The sequence below is a fragment of the Conexibacter sp. W3-3-2 genome, assembly GCF_009707605.1.
Classification (GTDB): domain Bacteria; phylum Actinomycetota; class Thermoleophilia; order Solirubrobacterales; family Solirubrobacteraceae; genus Paraconexibacter; species Paraconexibacter algicola.
The window spans coordinates 2,935,996-2,962,831 of sequence record NZ_WLYW01000001.1 but is presented as its reverse complement, the minus strand read 5'-3'; the positions used below and the strand labels follow the sequence as shown (position 1 = coordinate 2,962,831).

The window sequence follows — 26,836 nt, the reverse complement described above, 5'->3', positions numbered from 1 at the left end:
CGTGCGCGCTCGCCGCCGGGCTGGCCGGCTGCGGCGGCGGGGACGACGACGCGCCGAAGGTCTCGGAGCGCGCCAAGGGCAAGACCCCGATCGCCGCGCTCGGCGACAAGGCGCCCCCAAGGCGCTGCGCAGCCTCACCGCCGAGGAGGGCGACACCGCCTCCGCCGGCACCGACGAGAGCTACGAGCCGACCGGCGAGATCGTCGCGGACAGCGGCTTCCGTCCGGACGTGGACGGCTTCGGCTTCGAGAACTACGGCAACGACGTCGGCCCCGAGAACCTCACCCCGGCCGAGGTCGAGTCCTTCTTCGGCGAGCAGGTCTGCGTCCGCGGCAGCGGCACGGACTGCGTCCTGACCGCGCCCGCCAAGCGGTGGATGGAGAACGAGAACGAGCGCATGGCCGGCGGCCACTGCATGGGCTTCTCGGTCGCCGCGATCCGCATGTTCCAGCAGAACCTCAAGGCCGCCGAGTTCGGCGCCGAGCAGACCGCGGCGCTCGAGATCGTCGACAACCCCGCGCTGCAGACCTCCATCGCCGAGCACTGGGTCTACCAGGACCTGCCGCTCGTCCAGGAGGCGATCGTGCAGGGCAAGCCGTCGAAGATCGTCGACATCCTCACCGACACGCTCGTGTCCGGCGAGGAGGACTACACGCTCGGGATCCTCATGGCCGACGGCACCGGCGGTCACGCCATCACGCCGTTCGCGATCGAGGACAAGGGCGACGGCGAGATGGCGATCCTCGTCTACGACAACAACTTCCCCGGCATCGTCCGGGCGGTCGACGTGAACGTGCAGGAGGAGACGTGGCGCTACGTCGGCGGCACGAACCCGCAGAACCTCGGCGAGGTCTACGAGGGCGACGACGAGACGCAGTCGATGGTGCTGCTCCCGACCAGCCCCGGTGACCAGCAGCAGCCGTGCCCGTTCTGCGGCGGCAGCGAGGCCGACGGCGGCGAGGCGCTCGGCTCCGTGCTGCCGAAGGCCAAGCAGTACGCGGAGATCACGCTGCGCGGCAACCCCTCCGACCACCCGCACCTGATCTTCACCGACGACAAGGGCCGCACCACCGGCATCCTCGACGGGAAGCTCCTGCAGGAGATCCCCGGGATCGAGGTCGACCAGGGGTTCAGCGTCCGCAACTGGGAGTCCTCCCCGGAGCCGCGCTACCGGGTGCCCGCCGGGCGCAACATCTCGTTCGCGATCGACGGGTCCAACCTCGATCGGCCGCGTCGCGTCGACCTCGACCTCGTCGGCAACGGCCTCGTCGTCGCGATCGACTCGATCCGGATCGCGCCGGGCCAGACCGACTCGGTGTTCGTCTCCGGTGGCGGTGAGGGGCTCTACTACGAGCTCGACGGCAAGAAGGAGGAGGCGCCCGAGTTCTACGCGGGCGTCGAGGACGAGGGCGCCTCGTACACGTTCGCGGCGACCGCGGTCGGCGTGAAGCGCGGCTCCACGATCGGCATGCTCGTCGACCGCGACTCCGGCACCGTGCTGCTCGACGCCGAGGGCGTCAAGGGCGGCATCGACGGCGAGGCCCTGTTCGGCCTGCTGCTCGGCAAGGAGTCCGAGAGCGGCAGCCGCCTGTGGGGCACCGACGCGCTGCGCCTCAGCGGCAAGCGCAAGGACGGCGTCTACTTCAACTACAAGGAGACGCCGAAGAAGGGCCGCCCGCTGACGCTCGAGGTCGGCCCCGAGGACGGGCCGTTCAAGACCGTCCGCGCCCCCTACCAGGACGAGTAGGTCCCGGCCCGCGGCGGACGTCGCCCTTGTGGCGCGTCCGCCGTGGCGTCATCCTCGGGACCGGATGGTCCCTGGCCCGTCATCGCCGGAGCTCGCGGAGCTCGTCGACGCCGAGCGGGCCGAGCGGCGCCGCCTCGCGGACGCGCTGCACGACGGCCCGCTGCAGGCGCTGCTCGCCGCCCGCCAGGACGCCGAGGAGGCGCTCGCCGGGGACCAGGACCTGCTCGCGACGCTCCCGGACCGGCTCCAGGAGGTCGCGGACGCGCTGCGCTCGCTGCTGACCTCGATGCACGAGGACGGCCTGGACGCCGACCCGCTCGACGTGGCGATCGGCCGGATCGCCGACGAGGCCGCCCGCCGCGGCCGGTTCACGACCACCGTCACGGTCACCCCGGCCGCGCACGGGATCCACGACGCGCTCGTGCGCGAGGCCGCGCGCGAGCTGCTGGGCAACGTCGTGCGTCACGCGCGAGCGACCGCGGCGGTCGTGGACGTCACGGTCGCCGCCGGGCGGCTCGACGTCCGCGTCGTCGACGACGGCCTCGGGGTCGACGACCGGCGGGTGCGCGGCGCGGGCGCGGCGGGCCACGTCGGACTCGAGCGGCTGCGCCGCGGCGCCGACGCGCTCGGCGGCACCCTCACGGTGCAGCGCGGCGCGTCGACCGGGACGGTGGCGCGGGTCGGCTGGTCGGTCGAGGCGCTCGTCGCCCAGCGCCGGCTGGAGGAGCAGCTGCGCGAGGACCGCCGCTGGACCGCCGCGGTCGCCTCGACCGTGCAGGACGGCCTGCTCGTCCTGCGCGACGGGGCGATCGTCCAGGTCAACGACGCGCTCGAGCGGCTCGTCGGCCACGACCGTGGCGCGCTGCTCGGTGCGCGCGCCCCGTGGCCGTTCTGGCCGCCGCAGGACGCCGCGGCGCTCGACGCGCTGCTCGAGCAGACCCGCCGCGAGGGCGGGGCCGGGGGTGCGCACGAGCTGCGCCACGGGGACGGGTCGGCGATCCCGGTGCTCGTCGCCGCGGCCCGCGTGCCGGACGGCGCGCAGGGACGCGGCGGGGTGCTCGTCACGTTCAAGGACCTGCGCGAGCGCCGCCGCGAGGAGGAGCGCCTGCGCCTGGAGGCGGAGCTGCGCACGACGGTCGGCACCACGCGCCGGCTCACCGGGATCCTCGCCGCCGTGCCGCACGGGCCGGCGGCAATCTACGCGGCGTTGCGCGAGACGCTCGGCCAGCACCTCGGCTGGCAGGACCTCGTCGTCAACCGCCGGCGCGACGACGGCCGCTGGGAGGTCGCCTGGACCTCCGGCCCGGAGCTCGACGTCGCGCTGCTGGGCGCCGTCTACGCGGACGCCGACTGGGCGCCGCTGATGATGCCGCGGTTCGCGCGCGCCGGCACGTTCTTCGTCCCCGCGGAGGCGGAGGTGTCGATCGACGGTCCCGACCACGTGCCGGAGCTCGGCGGACCGGTGGCCGCGGGAGCGGACGCCTGGCGCCCCCACGACCTGCTGCTGGTGCCGATGCGCGACGCGGACGGCCACCCGGCCGGGATCCTGTCGGTCGACCGGCCCGCCTCCGGCCTGCGCCCGACGGACACCGAGCTCGAGGTGCTCGCGGTCGTGGCCGCGCACGCGGCGCAGGCGCTCGCCCTCGCGGGCGCGGGCAGCGGCGCGGCCTGAGCTCAGGCGGCCGCCGGCACCGCGAGGGCGCCGGCGTGCAGCAGCGAGCCGGGGTCGGCGGTCGGCACGACATCGAGGTCGACCTCCTCGCCCGCGGCGAGCGCCGCCTCCAGCGCCGGGAACGCCGCCTCCACGCGGTCGGGCGGGAGCGCGACGACCCCGCGCTGCGCGAGCCCGCCCCGCAGGATCGCCCGCAGCCGGTCGACCGCGGTCGCCTCCTCGCCCGGCCCGGGGGCGACGACCGCGTCGGTGAAGCAGCGGGCGAGCTCGAGGTGGGTGGTGGGACCGAGCAGGCCGGGGACGAAGCAGCGCTCCACCGCGGGGACGGCGGCGAGCGCGGCGGCCTGCGCGGCCCAGCGCGTCACGACCTCGGGGGCGTGGCAGTGCCCGGTCCCGACGTGCAGGTCGAGCAGCAGCCGGTCCTCGGGAGCGTCGGCGACCGGCGGGTCGGCGAGCTGCGCGGCCCGGACCGGGCCGCCCTCCCGGGGGGCGGTGATCGCGTCGGCCAGCGTCGCCCGCCAGCGGGCCGGGGCGTGGTGGGCGAGCACCGCGTCACGCGCCGGGGCGGGGGCGGCGAGCAGCCGGGCGAGCTCGGCGGCGGTGCGCGCGCTCGGCCACAGGCCCGCGGCGGCCCCGGCACTGCCCAGCAGCGCCGCCTGCGCGGCGTCGGGCGCCCAGGCGACGACCGGCAGGCCGGTCTGGGCGGCCTCGAGCGCGGCGGTGCCCGACGAGCACGGGTAGGACTCCACGTAGACGTCGGCGGCGGCGAGCAGGTCGGCCACGTCGGGCAGGACCCCGGTGGCCAGGACCCGCCCGGCGGTCTGCGCCGCGGCCGCGGCCCAGCGCCCCTCCGGCGCCGGGCCGACGGCGAGCAGCACCGCGGCGGGATCCGCCGCGAGGACCGGGAGCAGCACGTCGAGCAGGTGACCGCCCGCGGGCGCCTCGAACTTGTAGGCCGAGCCGACCGTCAGCAGCACCCGCGCCGCGGCCGGGATGCCCAGGCGCGCGCGGGCCGCGGTCCGGGCGTCCGGGTCGGTCGCCGGCACGTCGTCGAGCGGCAGCGGCAGCGTCGCGGTGCGCCCGGCGGGCACGCCGCGGCGGGTGCGCGCGAGCGTCGCGGCGACCTCGCGGTGGCCGACGACGACGTCGGCGACGTCGCGGCCGAGCCAGAAGCAGTGGTCGGCGTGGTTGCACAGCAGCACGGGCGCACGGTCCGTCACGGCGGCGAACGCCAGCGACGGCAGCGGGTCGTTGGGCTGGGCGTGCAGCACGACGAGGTCGAAGGACGCGGCGAGCTCGCGCAGCGCCGACGCGGTCGCCAGCAGCCCGGCCTGCGCGCCGGGCACGCGCCACTCCCGGCCGCCGCTGCGCGCGGCCGCCGCCGCGAGCGACGGGGGCGTCGGACCGGGCACCGGCCGGGTGACCACGAACGACTGCGGCCGGTCGCCGTCGAGCTCCATCCAGCGCCACGCCAGCCGCGTGTGGCCGCCGACCTCCAGCGCGTTGGAGAGCACGTGCAGCACGCCGCGCCCGCCGACCCACGCAACGTCCGGCAGCGACGCGGACGCGCGCGCGAGCACGTCGTCGAGGACCGGGTGTGCGAACCGTCCGGGGTGGCGCAGCGCGGCGATGCCCGCGGCGCTCTGCACGAGCGCCGACGCGGTCTCGAGGCGGCCCGCGTCGGCGCAGGCGCGCGCGGCGCGCGCGATCCCGTCGATCGTCGCGGCGTGCCCGGCGAGCGTTCCGGCGGCGGCCTCAGGCACCGAGGACCTCGGCGACGCGGTCGACCGCCCCCGGCTCCAGGTGCGGGCCGATCGGCAGCGACAGCACCTCGTCGGCGAGCCGCTGCGCGACCGGGTACGGGCCGAGCCCGAGCGCCGCGTAGGCCCCGGAGGCGTGCGGCGGGACCGGGTAGTGGACCTGGGTGGCGATCCCGGCGTCGGCCAGGCGCTCCCGCAGGCGCTCGCGCTCCGGCGCCCCGCCGCGGACGCGCACGACGTAGAGGTGCCAGACGTGCGTGGCCGCGTCGGCCGGCAGCACCGGCAGCCGCAGCCCGGGCACGCGGTCGCGCAGCGCGGCGTCGTAGCGCTCCGCCAGGGCGCGGCGGCGCGCGTTCCACGCGTGCACGTGCGGCAGCTTCACCGCGAGCATCGCGGCCTGCAGCGGGTCCAGCCGCGAGTTGATCCCCGCCTCGTCGTTGCGGTATCGCTCGCGCGAGCCGTAGTTGCGCAGCATCCGCACGCGCTCCGCGAGCGCCGGGTCGTCGGTGGTGACCGCGCCCGCGTCGCCCTGCGCGCCGAGGTTCTTCGACGGGTAGAAGGAGAAGGCGGCGGCGTGCCCGATCGCGCCCGCGCCCGCGGCGCCGTGCGCCTGGGCGGCGTCCTCGACCAGCGCGAGGCCGTGCCGGTCGCACAGCGCGCGCAGCGCCCGCGCGTCCGGGGCGACGCGGCCGTGCAGGTGCACGGTCAGGACCGCGGCGGTCCGCGGGCCGAGCGCGGCGGCGACCGCGTCCGGGGTCATCGCGTGCGTGTCGGGGTCCGGCTCGACCGGGACGACGGTCGCGCCCGCGGCGGTGACCGCCAGCCACGTCGCGATGTACGTGTTGGACGGCACCACGACCTCGTCACCCGGACCGATCCCCAGCGCGCGCAGCGCGAGCGTCAGGGCGTCCAGGCCGCTGGCGCAGCCCGCCGCCTCGCGCACGCCGACCCAGTCGGCGAACGCGCGCTCGAACGCCTCGACCTCCGGGCCGAGCACGTACCAGCCGGAGTGCAGGACGCGCAGCGCGGCGGCGTCCAGCTCGTCGCGCAGCTCCGCGTACGCGGCGCCGAGGTCGAGGAACGGGACGGGGTCCGGCGCGCCGACCGGCCGGCCGGCCGCGCGTCGCTCCCGGGCCAGGGTGCTCACGCCGCGACCGGCAGCGGCTCGTCGCCGCGCAGCGCGGCCTCGAACCCCTCGTAGGTGCGGTAGTAGTCCTCCTCGGCGTAGCGGTGCGAGGCGAGCACCATGCAGACCGAGCCGGAGGAGAAGTTCTCCAGGTGCCGCCAGGTCATCGCCGGCACGTAGAGGCCGTAGTGGGAGCGGTTGAGGTGGAACTTCTGCTCGACCATCCCGTCGTTCAGCACGACGTCGAACGAGCCGCTCATCGCCACCAGCAGCTCCTGCGTCTGCTTGTGGGCGTGGCCGCCGCGCTCGGCGCCACCCGGCACGTCGTAGATGTAGTAGACGCGGCTGATGTCGAAGTCGAGGTGGTTCCCGCCCTCGATGAAGGTGAGGTTGCCGCGCGGGTCGTGGATCTTCGGGAAGCCGATGATGCGGCAGTCGGCGAGGGCCATCGGGTGCTCCTATCGGGGGCGCTCGGCGACGAGCCCGATGTTCGCCAGCTGGCGCGGCTCGAGCTCGTCGGAGATCTGGTTGAGGGCGATGAGCAGCTCGCGCGGCCAGTCGAGCATCATCGAGTTCGGGAGGGTCTTCAGGAACCAGCCGAGCTCCGACACGGGGCGCAGTCCGGTGCTGGTGACGTCCGCGGCGAGCCCGTCCAGCGTGTAGACGCGCTGGTGGCCGACGAGGTGGTCGCGGGGGGAGAGGATGTCCAGCGCGGGCTGCAGGCCCATGCGGACGGCGAGACGGCGGTGCAGCGACTCGGCGTTCGGCACGACGACGACGAGCCGGCCGCCGGGCCGCAGCCACGTGGCGAGGTGGGCGAGCAGCGTGCGCGGGTCGTCGACGTGCTCGACGACGTGCAGGGCGAGGACCGCGTCGACCGGCTCGTCGGGCACGAACGACTCGAACAGGCCCTCGTGGACGACGAGGTCCGGGTGGGCCTCGCGGGCCGCGGCGGCGAGCAGCGGCGAGCCCTCGAGGACCTCGATCGGCACGCCGCGGTCGCGCAGCTCGCGGGTCATCAGCCCGACCCCGTAGCCGAGCTCGATCACGCGCCCGGCGCCCGCGACCGCGTCGGCGATCAGGTCGGCGGAGTGGACCTGCTGGAGGTCCTCGACGTGCAGGTCGGGTACGTCGTCCTGCACGAGGTAGTAGCGGCGCGCGTACGCGTCGAGCGCGTCGGCGTCCAGCGGGGCGTGCGTGGTCGGGGTCATCGGGTCAGGGCCTCCGCGGCCGCCAGCCCGGCGACGACCTGCTCGTTGAACGCGTCCGCCCCGGGGGCGGTGGCGGGCCCGACGAGGACCACGCCGGGGTGGGCGGCCCGCACGCGCGCGAGCGCGGCGGCGTGCGCGTCGCGGGTCGCGGCGGTGGGGGCGTCGAAGGTCGGCTGCGCGCCGGTCATCACGGTCGGGGCGGTGGTGAGCGCGGCGGCCGTCAGGAGCCCGGCGTCGCGCAGGCCGCGTCGCGCGTCGGCGTCGATCCGCTCCTTCGGGGTGTCGTGGCGCAGCTCGGCGCACAGCACGCGGGTGCCGTCACGCCGCCCGGGGCCGCTGTCGCTCACGCGCGCGAGCGGGTTCTCGGGGTCGGCGACGTGGACGAGCGGCACGGGACCGTCGTGGGGCACCTCCAGCCACGCGAGCACGCTGCGGGCGCGCTCGGGCGCGTACGCGGGGTCGAGGTCGCGCAGCCCGAGCCCGACGACGGTGCCCGGTCGCAGCGCGGCGGCGGGCCGGCCCTCCAGCGGCGCGATCCGCACGGCGTCCGCGGCCCGCAGGCGGGCCAGGAGCGCGGCGACGACCGCGCCGGGACCGCCGTCGGGACCCTCGGGCCCGGGCGTGTCGGCAACGGTCTCGAAGCGTCGCTGCGGCCGGAACGCGGGCCCGTCGGGCCGGCACGCCTCCAGCAGCGTCGCGGGCCAGAACAGCGGCATCCAGACCTTCCGTCGCCATGTCGCGAGCGTGCGCCGGGCGCCGTCGGCGAGGAACTTGTCGGCCAGCGGCGCGATCAGCGTCTCGTGGAACGTCGTGCCGTGGTTGGCCAGCGAGGCACTCGCGAGCGTCAGGTCCCGGTGGGCGTCGGGCGCGATCCCGCGGGCCCCGTGCTGCGCGATCGCGGCGGCCGCGCCGCGGGCGACGCGCGCGGTGCGGCGCGGTCCGAGCAGCGCGGGCAGCCCGTGCAGGTCGACGGTGAAGTGCACGTCCGGGTGGCGGCGGCCGTCGAGCACGAGCTGCGGGGCGGGCAGCGGGACGAGCCGGTCGCCGACGAGCTCCTGGACCCAGCGGCGGACGAGCGGCGTGTACGCGCGGTGACCGCCGAACCCGGGGTCGTACGCGGCGAGCGGCGGGGCCTCGGCGGGATCGTCCTCGTAGCCCAGCTCCAGCGCGCGGACGCCGAGCTCGAGCCGGCGGCCGTCGCGGCGCAGCGCGACGAAGCCGCCGCCGGCGCCGCGCGCGGGCAGGTGCAGCGCGACGGGACGCCCGGCGCGCGCCAGGGCGTCCGCGGTGACCAGGGCGGCGACGCTGCCGCCGAGCACGGTGACCGTGCCGGGCCGCGCGCGCCGCGGGCGCGGGGCGGGGCCGGGGACGGCCGGCACGGACGGCACGGGCTCACGCACGGCGCAGCCTCATCAGCGTCATCGCGCACAGGTCGGGGACGCGGTGGCTGACCGCGTCGAGCCCGTCGAGGACCGCGGCGGGCAGCTGCTCCATCAGCGCGTTGGGGAGCGGCTTGCAGAGGACCCCGGTGCGGTCCTCGACCGCGAGGCCCGCGTCGCGCGCGTGCGCCGCGAGCGTCTCGTGGTCGAGCATGCGCCGCGTCGACAGGCCCTCGGCGCGCGCGGACAGCTCGTGCAGGTCGGCGAGCAGGCCCATCTCCAGCGCGACGAGGCGGTGCAGCGACGTCGGGTTGGGCACCGACACGTGCACGCGCCCTCCGGGCCGCAGGACCGCGGCGGCGCGGCGCAGGAACGCGGCGGGGTCGTCGAGCTCGTGCAGGAGGTTCGTCGCGACGACGTGGTCGAACGGCCCGGCAGGCAGCGCGTCGGCGTCGAGGTCGCGGCAGGCGGTGACGACCCCGGGGAGCCCGCGCGCGTGGAGGCGCTCGAGGTACCCGACCGACCGGTCGATCGCGGTCACGCGCGCCCCGGCGGCGACGAGCTCGGCGGTCATCAGGCCGGTCGCCGCCCCGGCCTCGAGCACGTGCTCGCCCGCGTGGAGGTGCGGGACGATCCGCGCGGCGGTCGCCAGCGTGTAGCGGGCGTCGAAGTCGACGTCCGGGTCGTAGATCGCGGTGTAGTCGGCGCCGCTCACGGCGTCCGCCTCACGAGCACGGGCCGCAGCTCGGCGGTCGCGCCGACCGCGCGCTTGAACTGGACGAGCCCGTCGTTGGGGACGCGGTGCCCGGCGCCGTCGGGCAGCGTCGAGGTGCCGAGGTCGAGCGCCGCGAGACCGTCGTCCAGGGCGCGCTCGACGAGCCGCAGCGCCAGCACGGGCATCGGGGAGGCGGGCAGGTCGTGGTCGGCGTCGCCCCACGCGACGACGAGCTCGGCGGGACCGCTGACGCGGTAGGTCAGGGCGGCGGCGACCGGCCCCTCGGTGTCGTGGCGCAGCACGGCGAGCCGCACGCGGTCGCCGAACGCGCCGCGGACCGCGAGCACCCGCTCGAGGTCGACCGACAGGGTCCGTCCGCGCTGCTCGCGGTTGGCGCGCAGCAGCGCGAACGCCGCGTCCCAGTCCTCGGCGTCGCGGAGCGTCAGCCGCTCGGGCTCGGCCTGGCGGACCGCGCGGCGCAGCTCGCGCTTGCGCGCGGCGAGCCACTGCTCCCCGTCGCGGATCCCGCGCAGGTCGAGCGTGAAGGACAGGTCGGCCTCGGCGACCGCGAAGCCCGCGTTCAGCAGCGCGAACCGCACCGCGTCCTCGGCGGCCGGCGCCCCGTGGCAGGCGGGCCGGCAGCGCACGACCGTCTCGCGCACGCCGAGCGCGTCGAGCTGGGCGACCGCGTCGTCGACGACCGCGCAGATCCGCGACGGGGTCTCGTCGGGGCGCTCGAGGTCCACGCCGCCGAACGGCGCCGAGTAGCCGGAGGTGAAGGTGGGACCGTCCAGGACCCCGGCGAGCGTCCCGACGACCCGGTCGTCGGTGCGGTGCGCGAGCACGACGCTGCGGGCGCCGTCCGGGGCGTGGACGGCGTGGTAGCGCGGGTCGTTGAACAGCAGTGCGGATGGGAGGGACATCCTGTCCCGGGTGGTCGGCCGCGACGGCCGCGCCTTGACCCGCGGGGCGAGCACGGGAGGCTCAGGCCGCGCGGCGGCCCGACCCGAGCCGCTCGCCGAGGTCGACGTGCCGCAGCACCTTCTCGGTCAGCTCGAGCGCGGGCAGGGCGGCGGACAGCGGCACGGCCGGGACCGCCCGGGAGCCCACCGCCGACACGAACGAGCGGGCCTGCGCGACGAGCGCGTCCTCCTGCCCGGCCGGGTGGACGACGACCTCCCCGTCGTCGCCGCGAGGGTGGACGACGACCTCGCCGGTGTCGCCGCTCGCCTCGACGACGACGCGGTCGGTGACGACGCGCGCGAGCTTCGTCGGGCGGTCGCAGAGATGGCCGACGTGCAGCGTGGCGAGCACGCCGCTGTCGGTGGTCACCAGCGCGGTCACGTGCTCCAGGCCACCGCCGGACCGCCGCCGCCGAGCCGACGCGTGGATCTGCGCGGGCGCGCTGCGCGTCAGCGGGTGCAGGACGGTCAGCGCGTCGTGGAGGATCTCCACCACCGACGGCGCGCCCGGCACGCGCGGGGTCTCGAAGCGCAGCTCGACGGTCGCCGGCTGGTACGGGGCGAGGGCGCGGACGAGGACGCGCAGCAGCGGGTCGTGCAGGGCGGCGTGCCCGGCCTGCGCGACGATCCGCCGCGGGGCGCGCGCCACGTGGGCGTGGAGCCGCGCGAGGTCCTGCGCGCGCGGGACGACGGGCCGCTCGACGAGGACGTCGCAGCCCGCGGCGGCGGCGCGCAGCACGTGCGCGGCGTGGTCCTCGGTCGGGCTGCAGACGACGACGAGGTCGACGGCGGCGCACAGCTCGCCGAGGTCGCGGAACGGCTCCGCCCAGGTCGCTCCGGCCAGGGCGAGGGCGCGCTCGAGGTCGGCGTCGTGGACCCCGACGACCCGGACGAGGTCGGCAGGGAGGGCGTTCACGGCGTGCGCGTGGGCGTGGCCCGCGGCGCCCGCCCCGATGATCCCGGCGCGCAGCACCACCCGGTGATCGGACGGTGCGCCGGGAACTTGCGCGACGACGTCCGCAGGCGCCAGATCGCCGTCGACCGCCAGAAACCGCGCCGTGCGTCGTTGCAGCATCCGATGACCGCTTCGCTCTCCCGTCGCCTCCGGACCGCCGCCGTCGGCGCGCTCGCCGCCGGCGCGGCGCTCGCCCCGGCCGCCCAGGCCGCCGATCTGACCGCGCCCGCCACCGTGCTGCGCTCCACGCTCACCGTCGAGCAGCCCGTCGCGCGCTCGTGCGTGGCCGCGCCCCTGGACCAGCGGGTCGGGGTCGTGCGCCGCGAGGTCACGATGCCCGTCAGCGGCGTCCTCGGCGTCACGCTGAAGGCCGCCTCCGGGGACTGGGACGTCGCCGCGTTCGACCAGGCCACGGGCCGTCTGATCACCGGTGGCGCGGGCTTCGGCGCCAGCGAGGTCGGGGCCGGCTTCGTCGGGCAGGGCCGCACGGTCGTCGTGCAGGGCTGCCGCCGCCGCGGCACCGCCCGCCAGGCCGAGCTGACCGTCAGCGCCCTGGGCATCCCGACCGGCACCGCCGCGTCGCGCCCGAGCCTCGTGGAGATCCCGATCACGGGCCGCGAGCAGATCTCCCAGCTCGCCGCGCTCGGCTTCGACCTCACCGAGCACGCGACCGCCGACCACGTGCAGGCGGTCCTCTACGGCGACGCCGACCTCGAGCGCCTGCGCCGCGCCGGCTTCCGCGCCGAGGTCGTCGTGCAGGACCTCGTCCGCCAGCTCGCCGCGACCCGCACGCAGGACCGCCTCGCGACCGCCCGCCTGCGCGGCCGGACCGCGCGCACCGGCGGCGCCACGCTGCGCCAGGCCCCGGCGGAGTCGCTGCCCTCCGGCCGGACCGAGTACCGCCGCCTCGTCGACTACGACGCCGAGCTCAAGCAGCTCGTCGAGCGCTACCCGGGCCTCGTGCGCCCGATCACCCTGCCGTTCAAGACCGTCGAGGGCCGCGAGGTCCACGGCGTCGAGATCGCCAAGAACGTCGGCGCCTCCGACGGCCGCCCGACGTTCATGCAGATGGGCGTCCACCACGCGCGCGAGTGGCCGTCCGGCGAGCACGCGATGGAGTGGGCGTACGAGCTCGTCACGAAGGCCGGCAAGGACGCGAAGGTCGACGACCTCCTCGCCCGCGTGCGCACCGTCGTCATCCCCGTCGTCAACGTCGACGGCTTCAACGTCTCCCGCGAGGCGCCGACCGACCTGCAGAACGACCCCCAGTACGCGCAGGTCCCGGACACGGGGCTCAACCAGACCGCCGTCTACCTCGTCGACCCGGCGCTGAACTACAAGCGCCGCAACTGCCGGCTGACCGAGGGCACCACGTCGCTGCCCCAGGGCGTCTGCGCGCTGCCGGTCAACCGCACGCTCGGCGTCGACCCGAACCGCAACTACGGCGTCCTGTGGGGCGGCGGCGGCGCGAGCGCCCTGCCGGTCTACGACACGTTCCGCGGCTACGGCCCGTTCTCGGAGAACGAGACGCAGAACATCCGCGCGTTCATCTCCCAGCGGCAGGTCACGACGCTGATCACCAACCACACGTTCTCGAACCTCGTGCTGCGCCCGCCGGGCGTCCGCTCGCAGGGCAACCCGGTCGACGAGCCCGCGATGAAGAAGCTCGGCGACCGGATGGCGTCGCGCAACGGCTACAGCTCCGGCCCGTCCTACGGCCTGTACGACACGACCGGCAGCACCGAGGACTGGTCGTACTCCACCACCGGCGGCTACGGCTACACGTTCGAGATCGGCGAGGACGCCGGCGAGAAGGAGGGCGGCGGCTTCCATCCCGCGTTCGCGAACGTCATCCGCCACTGGAACAGCGGCTCGAAGGTCACCACCGGGCACTCCGGTGGCAACCGGCTCGCCTACTACGACGCGGCGACCACCGCGGCCGACCGGGCCGAGCACTCGCTGCTCACCGGGCGCGCCCCGGCCGGCGTGACGCTGCGGCTGCGCAAGGAGGTCGTGTCGGAGACCTCGCCGGTGCGCCCGGCCGAGCTCGACCTCGTCGACACGCCGCTGGGCATGGTCGAAGGGCCCGTCCAGACGTTCCCGGACGTCCTGGAGTCGACGATCGACGTGGCGAAGAGCGGCACGTTCTCCTGGGACGTGAACCCCTCCACGCGCCCGTTCGTCGACCAGCGCGTGTTCCCCGGGGTGGCCGATCAGGCCGCCCGCAGCGAGGCGATCGCCGAGAAGGGCTCCACGCAGCCCAACCAGGTCGCGGGCGCCGGCGCCGACGGCACGTTCGAGGACGTCCCGTTCGACGTCACCGACGCCGACGCCGCGGCGCTCCTGCGGATCACCGTCGACGGCGCCCTGCCGGTCGACGACTACGACCTGACCCTGTTCCGCAAGGTCGGCGGCGAGCTCAAGGAGGTCGGCTCCTCCGGCGGCGCCCCCGGCGCGACCGAGGAGATCCTCCTCGCCACCCCGCCCGTCGGCGACTACGTCCTGCGCGTCACGAACTACCTCGGCTTCGGTGGCTGGAGCGGCCGGATCGAGCGCTTCCGCCAGGGCCAGGACACGATCCGGCCCCGCAAGGCGACCGAGGCGTACACGATCGACTGCCTCAAGGGCGACCAGGTCCTCGCCACCCGCAAGGTCGAGGTCGAGCGCGGCAGGACCGCGGCGCTCGGCGCGGTCTGCGGCGCGAACGCCGACGAGATCGTCGGCGGCGGCTCGGGCTCCGGGTCGGGCTCGGGCTCCGGCTCCGGCTCCTGCGCGGCGACCTCCGGCTTCCGCTCGGTCGCCGTCGCCCCGGCCTCGCGCACCCGGATCGGGCTGCGGTTCGCGCGGCGGGTCGCCGCCCCGGTGCGGATCGACGTCTTCCGGGTCAGCGCGGGCCGCCGCGTCGTGGGCAACCGCCGCGTCGCCTCGTTCTCCGGGATCTCCCGCTCGGTCACCTGGAACGGCCGCGCGAACGCGCGCGGGCGTGCCGTCGCCGACGGCGTCTACTACGTGCGCTTCACGATCCGCTCCCGCGGACGCACCGACGTGCGCCGCGTGACGCTCGTGCGCGCCGGCGGCCGCTTCGCGGTCCGCCCGGCGTTCCACCGGCCCGACTCGTGCGGGCTGCTGACCACGGCGAAGCTCGAGCTGCCCGCGTTCGGCGGCACCGGCAACCGCCGGCTGGGGATCGCCTACCGCGTGGCGCGCCGCTCGACCGTCACCGTGACGGTCACCCGCGGCGGCCGCCGCGTCGCGACGAAGGTCCTGAAGGGCCGGGCCGCGCGCCGCACCTACCGGGTGACGCTCGCCGCCCGCGGCCTGCCGCGCGGCCGCTACACGGTCCGGATCACCGCGGCGGCGGGCGCCCGCCGCGCGACCGCGACGCTGCAGGCGCAGCGGCTCTAGGGCTCGATCGCCGGGCCGGGCCTCCCCGTGAGGTCCGGCCCGTGCGACAATCCCGCGATGCGTCGTCCCTCGAAGACGACGGCCTTCCCGTTCCACCGGCACGCGGTCCCGCAGGCGCTGCTGGACGGGGGACTGGTCGCGCTCGCGTACTTCCTGGCCTACCGCCTGCGGTTCGACCAGGGCCTGCCCGAGATCTACGACGCGCTGTTCGAGCGCACGTGGTGGTGGGCGGTCCTGATCAGCGTCGTGGTGTTCGGCGCCTTCCGCATGTACCAGCGCTGGTGGCGCTACACGGGCCAGCGGGACTTCCTCGGGATCGTCCAGGGCGTCGTGGTCGCGACGCTCGCGCTCGCGGTGCTCGTGACGATCGTCGACCCCGTCACGCGGATCTCGCGCGACGCGGGCGTCGTCGGCGTGTCGATCCCCAACGGCGTCCTCGCGCTGCACCTGCTGCTGACGCTCCTGTTCGTCGGCGGCGCCCGGTTCGTGGCGCGGACCGTGCACGAGCGGCCGCTCACCGGCTTCCGCGCGCGCAAGGACGCCCGGCGCATCCTCATCGTCGGCGCGGGGGACGGCGGCCGCCTCGTGCTGCGCGAGATCGTCCGCAACGCGGAGCTCGGGCTGAACCCGGTCGGCTTCGTCGACGACGACAAGCGGCTGATCGGCACCCGCGTGGACGGCGTCCGCGTGCTCGGGGACACGGAGAAGGACCTGCCGCGGATCCTCGACGAGGTCGAGCCCGACGAGGTCACGATCGCGATCCCGTCCGCGCCCGGCACGATGCGCGCCCGGATCGTGCGGCAGTGCCGCGAGCGCGGCATCCCGGTCCGCACCCTCCCGACCGTGTTCGAGCTGCTGCAGACCGGCGGCAACGTCGTGCGGCAGGTCCGCGAGATCCAGGTCGAGGACGTCCTCGGCCGCGAGCCGGTCGTCATGGACATCGACCGCGTCGGCGGCTACCTCCAGGGCGAGGTCGTCATGGTCACCGGGGCGGGCGGCTCGATCGGGTCGGAGCTGTGCCGGCAGATCGCGCGCGTCGCGCCGCGGCGGCTGATCCTGCTCGACCACGCCGAGGACAACCTCTTCCGCATCCAGCGCGAGCTCGAGGACGACCGTCACGTGCAGCCGTCGGTGCTCGCCGCGGTCCTCGCGGACTGCAAGGAGGGCGAGCGGATGCGCGAGGTGTTCGCGCACCACCGGCCCACGGTCGTCTTCCACGCCGCCGCGTACAAGCACGTCGGCCTGATGGAGCTCAACCCGGTCGAGGCGGTCCGCAACAACGCGATCGCCACCCGGCTGATGGCGCGGATCGCGGGCGAGAGCGGCGTCAAGCGGTTCGTGCTCGTCTCGACCGACAAGGCGGTCTCGCCCGCCACGGTGATGGGCGCCTCCAAGGCGCTGGCCGAGTTCGCGGTCGAGGCGGCGGGGCGCCGCTGGCCCGGAACCCGCTACGCGAGCGTGCGCTTCGGCAACGTGCTCGGCTCCTCCGGGTCGGTCGTCCCGATCTTCCGCCGGCAGATCGCGCTCGGCGGCCCGGTCACGGTCACCGACGAGCGGATGACCCGCTACTTCATGACGATCCCCGAGGCGGTCCAGCTGATCATCCGCTCCGGCTCGATGGGGACCGGCGGCGAGATCTTCGTGCTCGAGATGGGCGAGCCGGTGTCGATCCTGCAGCTCGCCAAGGACATGATCGAGCTCAGCGGCCTGACCCCGGGGCGCGACATCGCGATCGAGGTCGTCGGCCGCCGCCCGGGCGAGAAGCTCGACGAGGACCTCTTCAACGACTTCGAGCGGATCGTCCCCACCGACGAGGACAAGATCCGCCGGGCCGAGCGGGAGACGCTGGAGCCCGAGACGGTCGAGGCGATGTTCGACCAGATCCAGCTGCTCGTGCTCGAGGGGGACGCCGCGGCGCTCGCGGCGAAGGTGTCCGAGCTGTCGGCCATCCACGTCCCCGGGGCCGTCCAGCCGTCCGAGGCGCGCGCCCCGAGCGTGGCGCGGCGTCCTGACGGCGGCTCGGTCTAGACTGCCCGATTCATGCCGCTGGCTCCCGCAGCCCTCGAGCTCTCCGACAAGGTCCAGTCGCTCGGCGCGTACGCCGGGTTCGCTGCCATCGTCGGACTCGCCGTGATGTCGCTCCTGTACTTCGGGCAGGCGCGCGAGCTGCGGCGCCTGCGCGAGTGGGCCGGCCGGGCGCCGGAGCGTGCCGCCGAGCTGCAGGAGCGCGTCGAGTCCGAGGCCGCGGCCGCCGCCGCGAGCCGCCGCGTCGTCGCGCAGCCCGCGCGTGCCGCGGCCAGCCCGGTCGCGCCGCCCGCGACCGCCGCTGGCCAGGCCGCCGCCCAGCCCGCGCCGGGCCAGCCGGCCGTGCCCGGCGCGCCCGCGGTCCCGGGCACCCCGGCGGCGACCCCCGGGGCCCCACCGCCCCCCGTGCCCGCCGTCCCGGCCGCGAACCCCGGCGCCCCGGGCGCCCTGACCGTCCCGGCCGCCGCGACCGCCGCCGGCGCCGCGAAGGCGCCCGCCGCCCCCGGCACCGACCAGCCGACCGTCGTGACCCCCGGCGGGGCCGTGCCGCCCGCCGTGCCGCCGAGCAGCCCGCCGCCCACCGGCGGGGGCACCGGTGAGCTGACGCTCCCGCCGACCCGCCCGGCCACCCAGGACTCCGGCGAGACCGCGGTGCCGCTGCGGCGCGTGTCGGCCGCCTCCGCCACCCCGGGCGGCGTGCGCGCCAGCGCCGCGACGCCGGCGGGCGGCTCCCCGGGCGGGGGCCGCGAGAAGGGCGATCCCGCCGCCCGCGGTGGGATCGTCGCGATCGCCGCCGGCGTGCTCGCCGTGGTCCTCGTCGGCCTGCTCGTGGCGACCCAGATCGGTGGCGGCGACGAGAGCCCGCCGCCCGGCAACGTCATCACCACCGCGCCCGCCAACGACGTCGCCAACGACGACGGCGAGGACCGTCCGACCACCCGGTCGACGTCCACGACCCCGGAGATCGTCCGCTCCAGCGTGACCGTCGCGGTCCTCAACGGCACGACGACGACGGGCCTCGCGAAGGGCGCGGCCGAGAAGGTCGCCGCCGCGGGCTACAAGACCGGCACGATCGGCAACGCCAACGACCAGTCGCGGACCACCACGACGGTGCAGTTCGCGGAGGGCAACCGGCGCGCCGCCGAGGACGTCGCCCGGCGCATCGGGGCACCCGCCAGCGCCGTCTCCGCCCTCGACGACGGCACGCGCCTCATCGCGGGCGACGACGCGGCCGTCGTCGTCACCGTCGGGGCCGACCAGGGCCAGTAGCCCCCGGACGCCCCGGTTGTCCGGCTTCCTGGATCTCCCGGCGCGCAGCGCCAAGCCCCGTGACGCCGGGGTGACCTCGGTCCTGGACCGCGGGCTCAGCGTCGCCGAGGTCGACGCGCTCATGGAGGTCGCCGGCGCGAGCGTCGACCTCGTGAAGCTCGGCTGGGGCACCGCGCTCGTGACCGGCAACCTCGACGCGAAGCTCGCCCGCTACCGCGAGCACGGCGTCGACGTCACGTTCGGCGGCACGCTCACCGAGCTCGCGATCCGCGACGACCGCGTCCCCGCCTACGTCGACTGGCTGCGCGGTCTCGGGATCCGCCACGTCGAGGTCAGCGACGGCACGATCGAGCTCGACCCGGACCGCAAGCGCGAGCTGATCGCCCACTTCGTCGCCGAGGGGTTCCGCGTCCTCTCCGAGGTCGGATCCAAGGACGACACGCGGATCATGGCCCCCTACCGCTGGGTCGAGCTGATCCAGGGCGAGCTCGACGCGGGCGCCTGGAAGGTCATCGCCGAGGCCCGCGAGTCCGGCACCGCCGGCATCTACCGGGCCGACGGGGAGGTCCGCATGGGCCTCATCGACGAGCTCGCGCACGGCCTGCCGGTGCAGCGGCTGCTGTTCGAGGCCCCGCGCAAGGACCAGCAGGTCTGGTTCCTGCAGCGCTTCGGCCACGAGGTCAACCTCGGCAACATCGCCCCGACCGACGTGCTCTCGCTGGAGACGCTGCGGCTCGGGCTGCGCTCCGACACGATGGCCCCGGAGCGCCACGACCCGGAGGACCGCGCGTGATCATCGCGCTCGCCCGCCACGGGGAGACCGACTACAACGTCGCCCACCGCTTCCAGGGCCAGACCGCGGTGCCGCTGAACGCGCGCGGGATCGAGCAGGCGCACGAACTCGCGGCGGAGGCCGCCCGCCACGAGTGGGCGGCGCTCTACTGCTCCCCCGTGCTGCGCGCCCGGCAGACCGCGGAGATCGTCGCCGCGCGCATCGGCCTGTCCCCGGTGGAGGACCCGCGGTTCATGGAGACCGACACCGGCGACTGGACCGACCTCACGCACGACGAGGTCCGCGCCCGCGACCCCGAGGGCTTCGAGCACTACCTGCACGCCGACGAGGACTTCGGCTTCCCGGGCGGCGAGACGCTCCGCCAGCAGCTCGACCGCGTCGTCGCCGGGCTCGTCGACGTCACGCAGGCCGGGGCGCTGCCGGCGCTCGTCGTCTGCCACCGCGGCGTCATGCGCGTCGCGATCTGCCACACGCACTCCCGGGGCCTGGACGCCTTCATGGAGATCGAGGTCCCGAACGGCTCGCTGGTGGCGCTGTGAGCGCACCGCCGACGCGGCGGGCCGCGGTCGTCGTCTTCGCCGCCCTGGTGGTCGCGACCTTCGGCGCGTTCTTCGTCGCGCAGAACCTGAAGAACCAGCCGTCGATCCTGCAGCAGGTCACGGTCGACCCGTTCTTCTCCCCGAACTCCGACGGGCGCTTCGACGGCGCGCGGATCCGCTTCAAGCTCCGCGACGCCGACCGCGTGAAGCTCGAGGTCGTCGACGCGGACGGCGACCCGGTCCGCACGCTCATCGACGGCGCGGTCGAGCGCTACACGCCCACGCGCGTGCTCTGGAAGGGCGAGACCGACGGTGGCGGCCGCGCCCCGGACGGCGTCTACCGCTACCGCTTCACGCTGCGCGAGCAGGGCCGCTCGATCGTCTTCCAGCGCTCGGTGCGGCTCGACACCACGCCGCCCGTCGTCCGCGTGACGTCGATCGGGCCGGTCTCCGACACGGACCGGCCGCGGCCGGAGCTGCTCCCCAACCCCGAGGGCGAGCCCGCGACCGTGCGCTTCGCCGCCCCGGCCGGGAAGGACCCGCGCAAGAAGGTCACGATCTTCAAGACCGGGCCGGGCGCCACCCGCCGCGTCTACGGTCCCGCCGACCTGCCCGCGGACGCCACGACGTTCCCGTGGGACGGCCGGCTCTCCGACGGCCGCAACGCCTCCCCGGGCACGTACGTCGTCGTCGTCGAGGCCCGCGACCAGGCCGGCAACATCGGCACGAGCGTCCCGCTGGACCGGCGCGGCCTGCCGACCACCACCTACGGGGAGCCGTTCCCCGGCCGGGGCGGAATCACCGTCCGGTACCTCGGCGTGCAGCCGCCGCTGGAGCCGACTCGCGCCGGCGAGCGCGGCGTCTTCGGCGTCGACGCCCGGCAGGAGCGCTACACCTGGTCGCTCAGCCGGCTCGGCGAGCCGGGCCGCGTCCTGGCCCGCAGCGGCCGGCCGAACACCCGCGCGGTGCTGTCGATCACCGCGCCGGCCTCGGACACCCGCGGCGGCGTCTACCTGCTGACCGTCCGCACGCGGACGCGACGGGTCCGCGTGCCCTGGGTCGTGCGCCCGTCGACGCCGACGATCGGCACGCGCGCCGAGCCCCGCGGCGTGCTCGTCGTCCTGCCGGCGACGACCTGGCAGGGCCGCAACCCCGTCGACGACGACGGCGACGGCCTGCCCGACGTCCTGGACCGCGGGCTGCCCGTGCGCCTGCAGCGCATCCTCGTCGGTGCGGGCGACGGCCTGCCGGTCGGCTTCGCGCAGGGGGAGGCGCCGCTGCTGGCGCACCTCGACCGCACCCGCCGCCGCTACGACGTCACCACCGACGTGGCGCTCGCCGCCGGTCGCGGCCCGCAGCTGGCCGACGGCTACCAGGGCGTGATCCTGCCCGGCGACGTGCGCTGGCTCGACACGCGGGCGGGCCGCGCACTGCGCGCGTTCGCGCGCGCCGGTGGCACCGTGACGCTGTTCGGCACCCGCTCGCTGCAGCGCGAGGTCCGCCAGACCCCGCGGCTGCGGCTGACCGACCCGACGGCCCCGCTGGCCACCGACCTGTTCGGCGCGCGGCTTGGCGCGCTCGTCCGCGCGCCGGTGACGCTCACCGACTTCCAGGACGAGATCGACCTGTTCGCCGGGACCGAGGGCGAGTTCCGCGGCCTGCGGGTCATCGAGCCCGTGCAGGCGCTCGGCGATGGCGCCGAGCGCGTCGCCGCCGCGGTGACCCCGAACTCGCGGCCGGTGATCGTCGCCGCCCGCTTCGGTCGCGGCCTCGTGATCCGCACCGGCCTGCCGGAGCTGCCTGCCGCGCTGTCGTCCTCGCCGGAGCTCGCCGCGCTCGTGCGCAACGTCTGGACCCTGTCGAGGGCGCGGTAGATGGACGTCGCCGCGCTCATCGTCTGCTCGCTGCTGGCGGCCGCCGCGCTCGTCGCGCCGAGCCCGCGCGGTCGCGCGGCCGCGCTGCTCGGGGCGCTCGCGCTCGCGCCGGTCATCCTCGTCGCGCACATCTGGGACAGCTCCCAGCTCGAGACGCTGCGCGACCGGCCCGCGTTCGCGGCGGTCGGCGTGCTCGCGGGGCTCGCGGTCCTCGCCGTCGGAGCGCGCGTCGTCGACCGCCGCCCGCAGCTGTTCCCGCTCGCCGCCGTCGCCGCGATCCCGTTCCGCGTGCCGATCAGCGCCGGCGGGTCGACGTCGAACCTGCTGCTGCCGCTGTACCTCGTCGTCGCCGCCGGCGCGCTCGCGTACGCGCTGCCGCGGCTGCGCGCGGCCGGTCCCGGCCCGGGCGCCGAGCCCGAGCCGCGCCCCGGCGCCCTGGAGTGGCTGCTCGGCGCGACGCTCGTGCTCTACGCGGCGCAGACCGCGTACTCCTCCGACGTCGACCACGCGCTCGAGCAGCTCGTGTTCTTCTACGTGCCGTTCGCGGCGCTGTTCCTGCTGCTCGGTCGCGTGGCGTGGACGACCGAGCTGCTGCGCCGCTGCCTGCTCGTGCTCGTCGGGCTCGCCGCGGCGCTCGTGCTGATCGGCTTCTACGAGTACGGCACCAAGCAGCTGCTGCTGAACCCGAAGGTGCTCGCGAGCAACCAGCTCGAGGACTACTTCCGCGTCAACTCGCTGTTCTTCGACCCGAACATCTACGGGCGCTTCCTGGCGATCGTGATGCTCGGCCTGGCGGGCGTGCTGCTGTGGGCGCGCGACCGCACCGACGTCGTCCGCACCGCCGCCGCGCTCGCGCTGCTGTGGGCGGGCCTCGTGCTGACGCTCTCGCAGTCCTCGTTCGCGGCGCTGCTGCTCGGCCTCGCGGTGCTCGGCGGCCTGCGCTGGAACCCGCGGCGCGCCGCGATCGGCGCCGGCGGCCTGCTCGTCGCCGGACTGCTGCTCGTCCTGCTCGCCCCGGGCCTCATCAACCTCGACCTCGGCGACGCCGAGAGCGCGGACAACGCGACGAGCGGCCGCTACGACCTGATCGAGGGCGGCGTCGGCCTCGTCGGGGACGCGCCGGTGCTCGGGCAGGGCTCGGGCTCGTTCGCCCGCGAGTACCGGCGCCGCGAGGGCGCCTCCGCGGCGCGCGCCGCGAGCGCCTCGCACACGATCCCGATCACGGTCGCCGCCGAGCAGGGCGTCGTCGGCCTAGCCGTGTACCTCGCGCTGCTGGCGGCGGCGCTGTCGCGGCTGCTGCGCGGCGCGTCGCGGTCGCTGCCGCGCGCCGTGGTCGGCGCGGCGTTCTGCGCGCTGCTGCTGCACACGATGGTCTACGCCGCGTTCCTGGAGGACCCGCTGGCCTGGGCGCTGCTGGCGGTCGGCACCGCCCTGTGGCGCGCGGGACCGCCCGCCCGTCGCCCTCGCGCGGTCGACGTCGACGCCGATGCCGTCCCGGCCTGACGCGCGGACCGAGCGGCTCGTCTTCGGGGCGCTGGCGGTGGCGGCGCTCGTCGCGGCGCTGCTCGTCCCGACCTACCCGAACTACGACAGCTACTACGCCCTGGTCTGGGGGCGCGAGCTCGCCGACGGGGTGCTGCCGAGCTTCGAGGCGTACGCCGCCCCGACCCAGCATCCGCTGTGGAACCTCGTCGGGCTCGTGCTCGGCGTCCTGTTCGGGGACGACGCGGACCGCGCGGTCGTCGTGCTCGCCGCGGTCAGCCACGTGCTGCTGTGCTGGGCGGTCTACCGTCTCGGGACCGCGGTCGCCAACCGGCCGGTCGGGGCGGTCGCCGCGGCACTCGTGGGCTCCTCGTTCGCGTTCCTGCTGTTCGCCGCCCGCGGCTACGTCGACGTCCCGTTCCTGGCCCTCGTCCTGTGGGCGGCCGCCCTGGAGGCCCGGCGCCCCCCGGCGACCCCCGGCCACCCGGCGGTGAACGGACATTCACCGCCCCTCCGGGGGCCGGAGATGGACAGCCCGGGGCGGGTCTTCCGATGCTGCTGCTGGTCCTCGCCGGCCTGCTGCGCCCCGAGGCGTGGGTGCTCGCCGGGCTGCTGTGGCTCTGGCACGGACCGGCGGCGCGCGTGCGGGCCGCGCTCGCCGCGGGCACGCCGTGGCGCGCCGCGGTCGGGCCGCGCGATGCGCTCGCCCGGCCGGGCCTGCTCGCCGGCGTCCTCGTGGCGCCCGTCCTGTGGGCGCTGAGCGACCTCGCGGTCACCGGCGACCCGCTGTTCTCGCTCAACTCCACCAGCGCGCTCGCCGAGGCGCTGGGCCGCGACCGCGGCATCGCGGCCGTGCCGCGCGCCTTCGTCTCGTTCCTGTCGGACACCGCCCGCCCGCCCGTCGCGGCGGCGGCGCTCGGCGGGATCGCGCTGTGCCTGCTCGCCGCGCGCCCGCTGGGGCTGCGCGCCCTGCACGTCCTCGCCGCCCTGTTCGGGGCCGGGGCGATCACGTTCGTCGGCGTCGGCGTGGCCGGCCTGTCGATCCTGCCCCGCTACCTCACGGTCCCGGTCGTCGCGCTGTGCCTGTTCGCCGCGATCGCGCTCGCGGGGTGGACCCTCCTGGAGGCCGGGCACGCCCGCCGCGCGCTCTGGCGGGGCGGCGCGATCGCCGGCGCGGTCCTCGGCGTCCTCGCGGTCGCGGTCGTGAAGGCCGACGCCCCCGGCCGGTTCGCGACCGAGCTGCGCTACCTGCGGGCGGTGCACGACGACCTCGAGGCCGTCCTCGCGGTGCCCGCGGTGCAGGACGGGCTGCGCTGCGGCCCGGTGACGTTGCCGAACTACCGGCTCGTGCCGGACACGCGCTGGGTGCTCGACGTCGGTGAGGCCGACGTCATCGCCCGCTCCGACGACCGCCGCCGCGCCGCGGGCCTGCTGCCGAGCACCGGCGTGGCGCTGGTCGCGGTGGGGGAGAAGAACGTGCGGCGCATCGGCCGGGCGGACGGCACCCCGCGCACGACCAACCGGCTCCCCGACGGGTTCCGCGAGGTCGCACGCAACCGGACGTTCGTGGCCGGCGTCAGCTGCTGAGCGCCGGCGCCGCGGCGGGCGCCACGGTGCGGGCGTCCTTCCGCCGGCCGCTGCGGCGCAGCTCGGCGACACGCTGCGCGGTCTCGTGCGCGCAGAGCCAGCGGTGCAGCGACTCGCGGCCCCCGACGTCCTGCAGCGCGAAGCCCTCCTGCAGGTCGAGCACGAGCGGCTTGGCGTAGGTGGCGTGCGCGACCGCGTAGCGCCCGTGGGGACCGGCGAGCAGGCCGAGCGCGACGCCGCCACGGCGCGCGGCGGTGACGGCGATCGCGCCGAGCACGAGCGGGGCGCCGGCACCGCGGGCGAGGACCCGGTCGGGGGCGAGCGTGGCGGGCGTGCCGCCGAGGTCGACCGTGAACCGCTCGGCCAGCACGGCGGCGCAGGCGCGCAGCTCGCGCGCGGCGGAGCCCGAGCGGCAGGCGCGCAGCGCGGCCGCCAGGTCGTCGAGGGCGGCGTCGGCGGCGGCCGCGGAGCGCGCGGCGGCGGTGCCGCGGTCCCCGGCGAGGAGCAGCGCGACGTGCCGGGTGCAGTCGGCGGCGGTGGCGCAGCGGTCGGTGGTGCAGGTCATGGCGGTGTTCCCGGGTGGCGGACGGTCGGCGGAGCTTAGGCCACCCTAATACAAACCGCAACGATCGGGATTGCCGGACCGGGCGCCTCGACCCGCCCGGTCGCGACGTAGGATGGGCCGGTGAGCGCGCCACGCGGCAACTCCCGGGCCGTCGACTACGTCGAGGTCCTCTACGGCCTCCTGTTCCCGGTCGGCGTCTACCGGCCCTCCGAGGCGGCCACGCCGATCGCCGCGCGCGTCGCCGAGCGCCTCGGGGTCTCGCGCGCCTCGGCCGGCGAGATGCTCCGCCGCCTCGACGAGCAGGGCCTCGTCGAGCGCGGGCCCGGCCGTGCCCTGGCCCTCACCCCGGCGGGCATCGCGCTGGCGGAGAGCGGCGTCCGCGCCACCCGCGTGATCGAGACGTTCCTCGTCGACATGCTCGGCTACGACCCGGCCGAGGTGCACCCGATGGCCGTCGAGATGCGCGACGCGTTCACCCCCGAGCTCGTCGACCGCCTGCACGAGCGGCTCGGCTCCCCGGGCCGCTGCCCGCACGGCTGGCCGGTCGGCGCCGCCGACGAGCGCGCCGAGGCGGGCGCGCTGCGCCGGCTCGTCGAGCTCGAGGCCGGGACGCGCTGCGCGGTCGTCGGCGTCGTCGAGAGCGACCCGGAGCTCGTGCGGTGGCTGTTCGGCGCGGGCCTCGTGCCGGGCGCCGACCTCGCCGTGCGCGACGTGCAGCCCGCCGCCGGGCACGTGACCGTGACGCTCGGCCGCGACGAGCTCGTCGTCGGCGACCGCGCCGCCAGCCACGTGTTCGTCACCGCGGGCTGAGCGCGGTCAGTCGCGCCGCGCGTCCGGCGCGGCCGCGGCGTCCGCCGGCCCGCTGTCACGACGGTCGAGGTCGCGATCGGCGAACGACACCGGGTCCTCGATCGGCTCGAGATGCGTGAAGATCGTCGTCAGCCCGTGCGGGATCGCCGCCCGCAGGTCCGCCTCGATCCCCTCGATCACGTCGTGGCCGTGCTGCACGCTCCACGAGCCCGGGACCAGCACGTGCACCGACACGAACGCGCGCGGCCCGGACCGGCGGGTGCGCAGCGCGTGGAACTCGACCTCCGCGCAGCGGTGACGGTCGAGCACCGCGGTCACGCGCGCGAGCTCGTCGGGCTCCAGCGCCTTGTCCATCAGCCCGCTCGTCGAGCGCCGGATCAGGCCGACGCCCGTGACGACGATGTTCGCCGCGACGAGCAGGGCGATGATCGGGTCCAGCCGCTCCCAGCCGGTGACGACGACGAGCACGATGCCGACGGCGACCCCGACCGAGGTCCAGACGTCGGTCAGCAGGTGCCTGCCGTCCGCCTCCAGCGTGATCGACGCGTACGCGCGCCCGGTGCGGATCAGCGCGCGGGCCATCACGAGGTTGATCACGGTCGCGACCGCGCTCACCGCCAGGCCGATCCCGACGCTGTCGAGCTCCTGCGGGTCGATCAGCCGGTCGACCGCGCCGTAGCCGATCGTGCCCGCGGCCAGCAGGATCAGGCCGCCCTCCAGGCCCGCCGACAGGTAGCCGGCCTTCTCGTGCCCGTAGGCGTGCTCCTCGTCGGGCGGCTGCGTGGACCAGTGCACGACGAACAGCGCGACGAGCGCGGCCACGAGGTTCACGAGCGACTCGGCCGCGTCGGACAGGAGGCCGACCGACCCGGTGACCGCCCACGCGGCCGTCTTCAGCGCGATCGTCGCCACCGCGGCGAGCACCGACAGCCGCACGAGGCGGATCATCCGGTGGCGCTG

General features: G+C 76.2%; 21 protein-coding genes. 11 read left to right on the top strand and 10 right to left on the bottom strand.

All coding sequences use genetic code 11. The annotated features are described in order from the left end of the window. Nucleotide 1 precedes the first annotated feature (1 nt). Both GKE82_RS14305 and GKE82_RS14300 read left to right on the top strand, forming a co-directional pair. Nucleotides 2–1,747, top strand: a complete 1,746-nt coding sequence (locus GKE82_RS14305) for a hypothetical protein (RefSeq protein ID WP_154733762.1) — start codon at nucleotides 2–4, stop codon at nucleotides 1,745–1,747. A 64-nt stretch (nucleotides 1,748–1,811) separates the two neighbouring features. Next, entirely contained in the window at nucleotides 1,812–3,419 is a 1,608-nt protein-coding gene (locus tag GKE82_RS14300; protein WP_154733761.1) for a PAS domain S-box protein, read from the top strand. A gap of 2 nt (nucleotides 3,420–3,421) precedes the next feature. On the opposite strand, the gene GKE82_RS14295 is transcribed toward GKE82_RS14300, so the two are convergent. From GKE82_RS14295 to GKE82_RS14260, 8 genes are all read right to left on the bottom strand, one after another. Beyond that, nucleotides 3,422–5,182 carry a glycosyltransferase gene (locus GKE82_RS14295; RefSeq protein ID WP_154733760.1) on the bottom strand — a complete coding sequence of 587 codons (1,761 nt, stop codon included), beginning with the start codon at nucleotides 5,180–5,182 and terminating at the stop codon, nucleotides 3,422–3,424. Further along, nucleotides 5,175–6,317, bottom strand: coding sequence for a DegT/DnrJ/EryC1/StrS family aminotransferase (locus GKE82_RS14290; protein ID WP_196189406.1), 1,143 nt, complete (start codon nucleotides 6,315–6,317; stop codon nucleotides 5,175–5,177). Before GKE82_RS14290 ends, GKE82_RS14295 begins: the two co-directional genes overlap by 8 nt. 5 nt (nucleotides 6,318–6,322) lie before the next feature. After that, entirely contained in the window at nucleotides 6,323–6,754 is a 432-nt protein-coding gene (locus tag GKE82_RS14285) for an FdtA/QdtA family cupin domain-containing protein (RefSeq protein WP_107567549.1), read from the bottom strand. Between the two features lie 9 nt (nucleotides 6,755–6,763). Then, the gene (locus GKE82_RS14280) at nucleotides 6,764–7,516 is read right to left on the bottom strand and encodes a bifunctional 2-polyprenyl-6-hydroxyphenol methylase/3-demethylubiquinol 3-O-methyltransferase UbiG (RefSeq protein WP_154733759.1); all 753 of its coding nucleotides are present in this window, start codon (nucleotides 7,514–7,516) and stop codon (nucleotides 6,764–6,766) included. Then, entirely contained in the window at nucleotides 7,513–8,916 is a 1,404-nt protein-coding gene (locus GKE82_RS14275; protein WP_154733758.1) for a hypothetical protein, read from the bottom strand. Before GKE82_RS14275 ends, GKE82_RS14280 begins: the two co-directional genes overlap by 4 nt. Beyond that, entirely contained in the window at nucleotides 8,909–9,610 is a 702-nt protein-coding gene (locus GKE82_RS14270; protein ID WP_154733757.1) for a bifunctional 2-polyprenyl-6-hydroxyphenol methylase/3-demethylubiquinol 3-O-methyltransferase UbiG, read from the bottom strand. The genes GKE82_RS14275 and GKE82_RS14270 overlap by 8 nt, the downstream gene beginning before the upstream one ends. Then, nucleotides 9,607–10,533, bottom strand: a complete 927-nt coding sequence (locus GKE82_RS14265; protein ID WP_154733756.1) for a GNAT family N-acetyltransferase — start codon at nucleotides 10,531–10,533, stop codon at nucleotides 9,607–9,609. Before GKE82_RS14265 ends, GKE82_RS14270 begins: the two co-directional genes overlap by 4 nt. A 61-nt stretch (nucleotides 10,534–10,594) precedes the next feature. Then, nucleotides 10,595–11,548 (bottom strand): Gfo/Idh/MocA family oxidoreductase, encoded by a 954-nt coding sequence (locus GKE82_RS14260; RefSeq protein ID WP_196189238.1) that lies wholly within the window; start codon nucleotides 11,546–11,548, stop codon nucleotides 10,595–10,597. Between the two features lie 102 nt (nucleotides 11,549–11,650). On the opposite strand from GKE82_RS14260, the gene GKE82_RS14255 reads away from it, so the two are divergent. The 8 genes from GKE82_RS14255 to GKE82_RS28570 all read left to right on the top strand — a co-directional run bounded on the left by GKE82_RS14255 (nucleotide 11,651) and on the right by GKE82_RS28570 (nucleotide 24,501). Continuing rightward, the gene (locus GKE82_RS14255; RefSeq protein ID WP_154733754.1) at nucleotides 11,651–14,932 is read left to right on the top strand and encodes a M14 family zinc carboxypeptidase; all 3,282 of its coding nucleotides are present in this window, start codon (nucleotides 11,651–11,653) and stop codon (nucleotides 14,930–14,932) included. Nucleotides 14,933–14,989: 57 nt separating this feature from the next. Beyond that, entirely contained in the window at nucleotides 14,990–16,960 is a 1,971-nt protein-coding gene (locus GKE82_RS14250) for a nucleoside-diphosphate sugar epimerase/dehydratase (protein ID WP_107567542.1), read from the top strand. A 12-nt stretch (nucleotides 16,961–16,972) separates the two neighbouring features. After that, the gene (locus tag GKE82_RS14245; protein WP_154733753.1) at nucleotides 16,973–18,226 is read left to right on the top strand and encodes a LytR C-terminal domain-containing protein; all 1,254 of its coding nucleotides are present in this window, start codon (nucleotides 16,973–16,975) and stop codon (nucleotides 18,224–18,226) included. Nucleotides 18,227–18,242: 16 nt separating this feature from the next. Then, a complete protein-coding gene (locus GKE82_RS14240) occupies nucleotides 18,243–19,019 on the top strand; it encodes a phosphosulfolactate synthase (RefSeq protein ID WP_107567540.1) in 777 nt (258 codons plus the stop codon). Continuing rightward, a complete protein-coding gene (locus GKE82_RS14235; RefSeq protein WP_107567539.1) occupies nucleotides 19,016–19,558 on the top strand; it encodes a histidine phosphatase family protein in 543 nt (180 codons plus the stop codon). The genes GKE82_RS14240 and GKE82_RS14235 overlap by 4 nt, the downstream gene beginning before the upstream one ends. Beyond that, nucleotides 19,555–21,432, top strand: coding sequence for a N,N-dimethylformamidase beta subunit family domain-containing protein (locus tag GKE82_RS14230; RefSeq protein WP_154733752.1), 1,878 nt, complete (start codon nucleotides 19,555–19,557; stop codon nucleotides 21,430–21,432). Before GKE82_RS14235 ends, GKE82_RS14230 begins: the two co-directional genes overlap by 4 nt. Continuing rightward, a complete protein-coding gene (locus GKE82_RS14225; protein WP_154733751.1) occupies nucleotides 21,433–22,935 on the top strand; it encodes an O-antigen ligase in 1,503 nt (500 codons plus the stop codon). It begins immediately after the preceding gene. 531 nt (nucleotides 22,936–23,466) lie between these two features. Further along, nucleotides 23,467–24,501, top strand: a complete 1,035-nt coding sequence (locus GKE82_RS28570; RefSeq protein ID WP_230316172.1) for a hypothetical protein — start codon at nucleotides 23,467–23,469, stop codon at nucleotides 24,499–24,501. On the opposite strand, the gene GKE82_RS14210 is transcribed toward GKE82_RS28570, so the two are convergent. Then, a complete protein-coding gene (locus GKE82_RS14210; protein ID WP_154733748.1) occupies nucleotides 24,491–25,066 on the bottom strand; it encodes a hypothetical protein in 576 nt (191 codons plus the stop codon). The two genes, GKE82_RS28570 and GKE82_RS14210, sit on opposite strands and share 11 nt — an antisense overlap. Before the next feature lie 120 nt (nucleotides 25,067–25,186). Between GKE82_RS14210 and GKE82_RS14205 the strand changes: the two genes are divergently transcribed. Then, a complete protein-coding gene (locus tag GKE82_RS14205; RefSeq protein ID WP_154733747.1) occupies nucleotides 25,187–25,876 on the top strand; it encodes a metal-dependent transcriptional regulator in 690 nt (229 codons plus the stop codon). Nucleotides 25,877–25,882: 6 nt separating this feature from the next. Here the strand turns inward: GKE82_RS14205 and GKE82_RS14200 are convergent, their stop codons facing one another. Continuing rightward, a complete protein-coding gene (locus tag GKE82_RS14200) occupies nucleotides 25,883–26,824 on the bottom strand; it encodes a cation diffusion facilitator family transporter (protein WP_154735171.1) in 942 nt (313 codons plus the stop codon). Nucleotides 26,825–26,836: the final 12 nt, after the last annotated feature.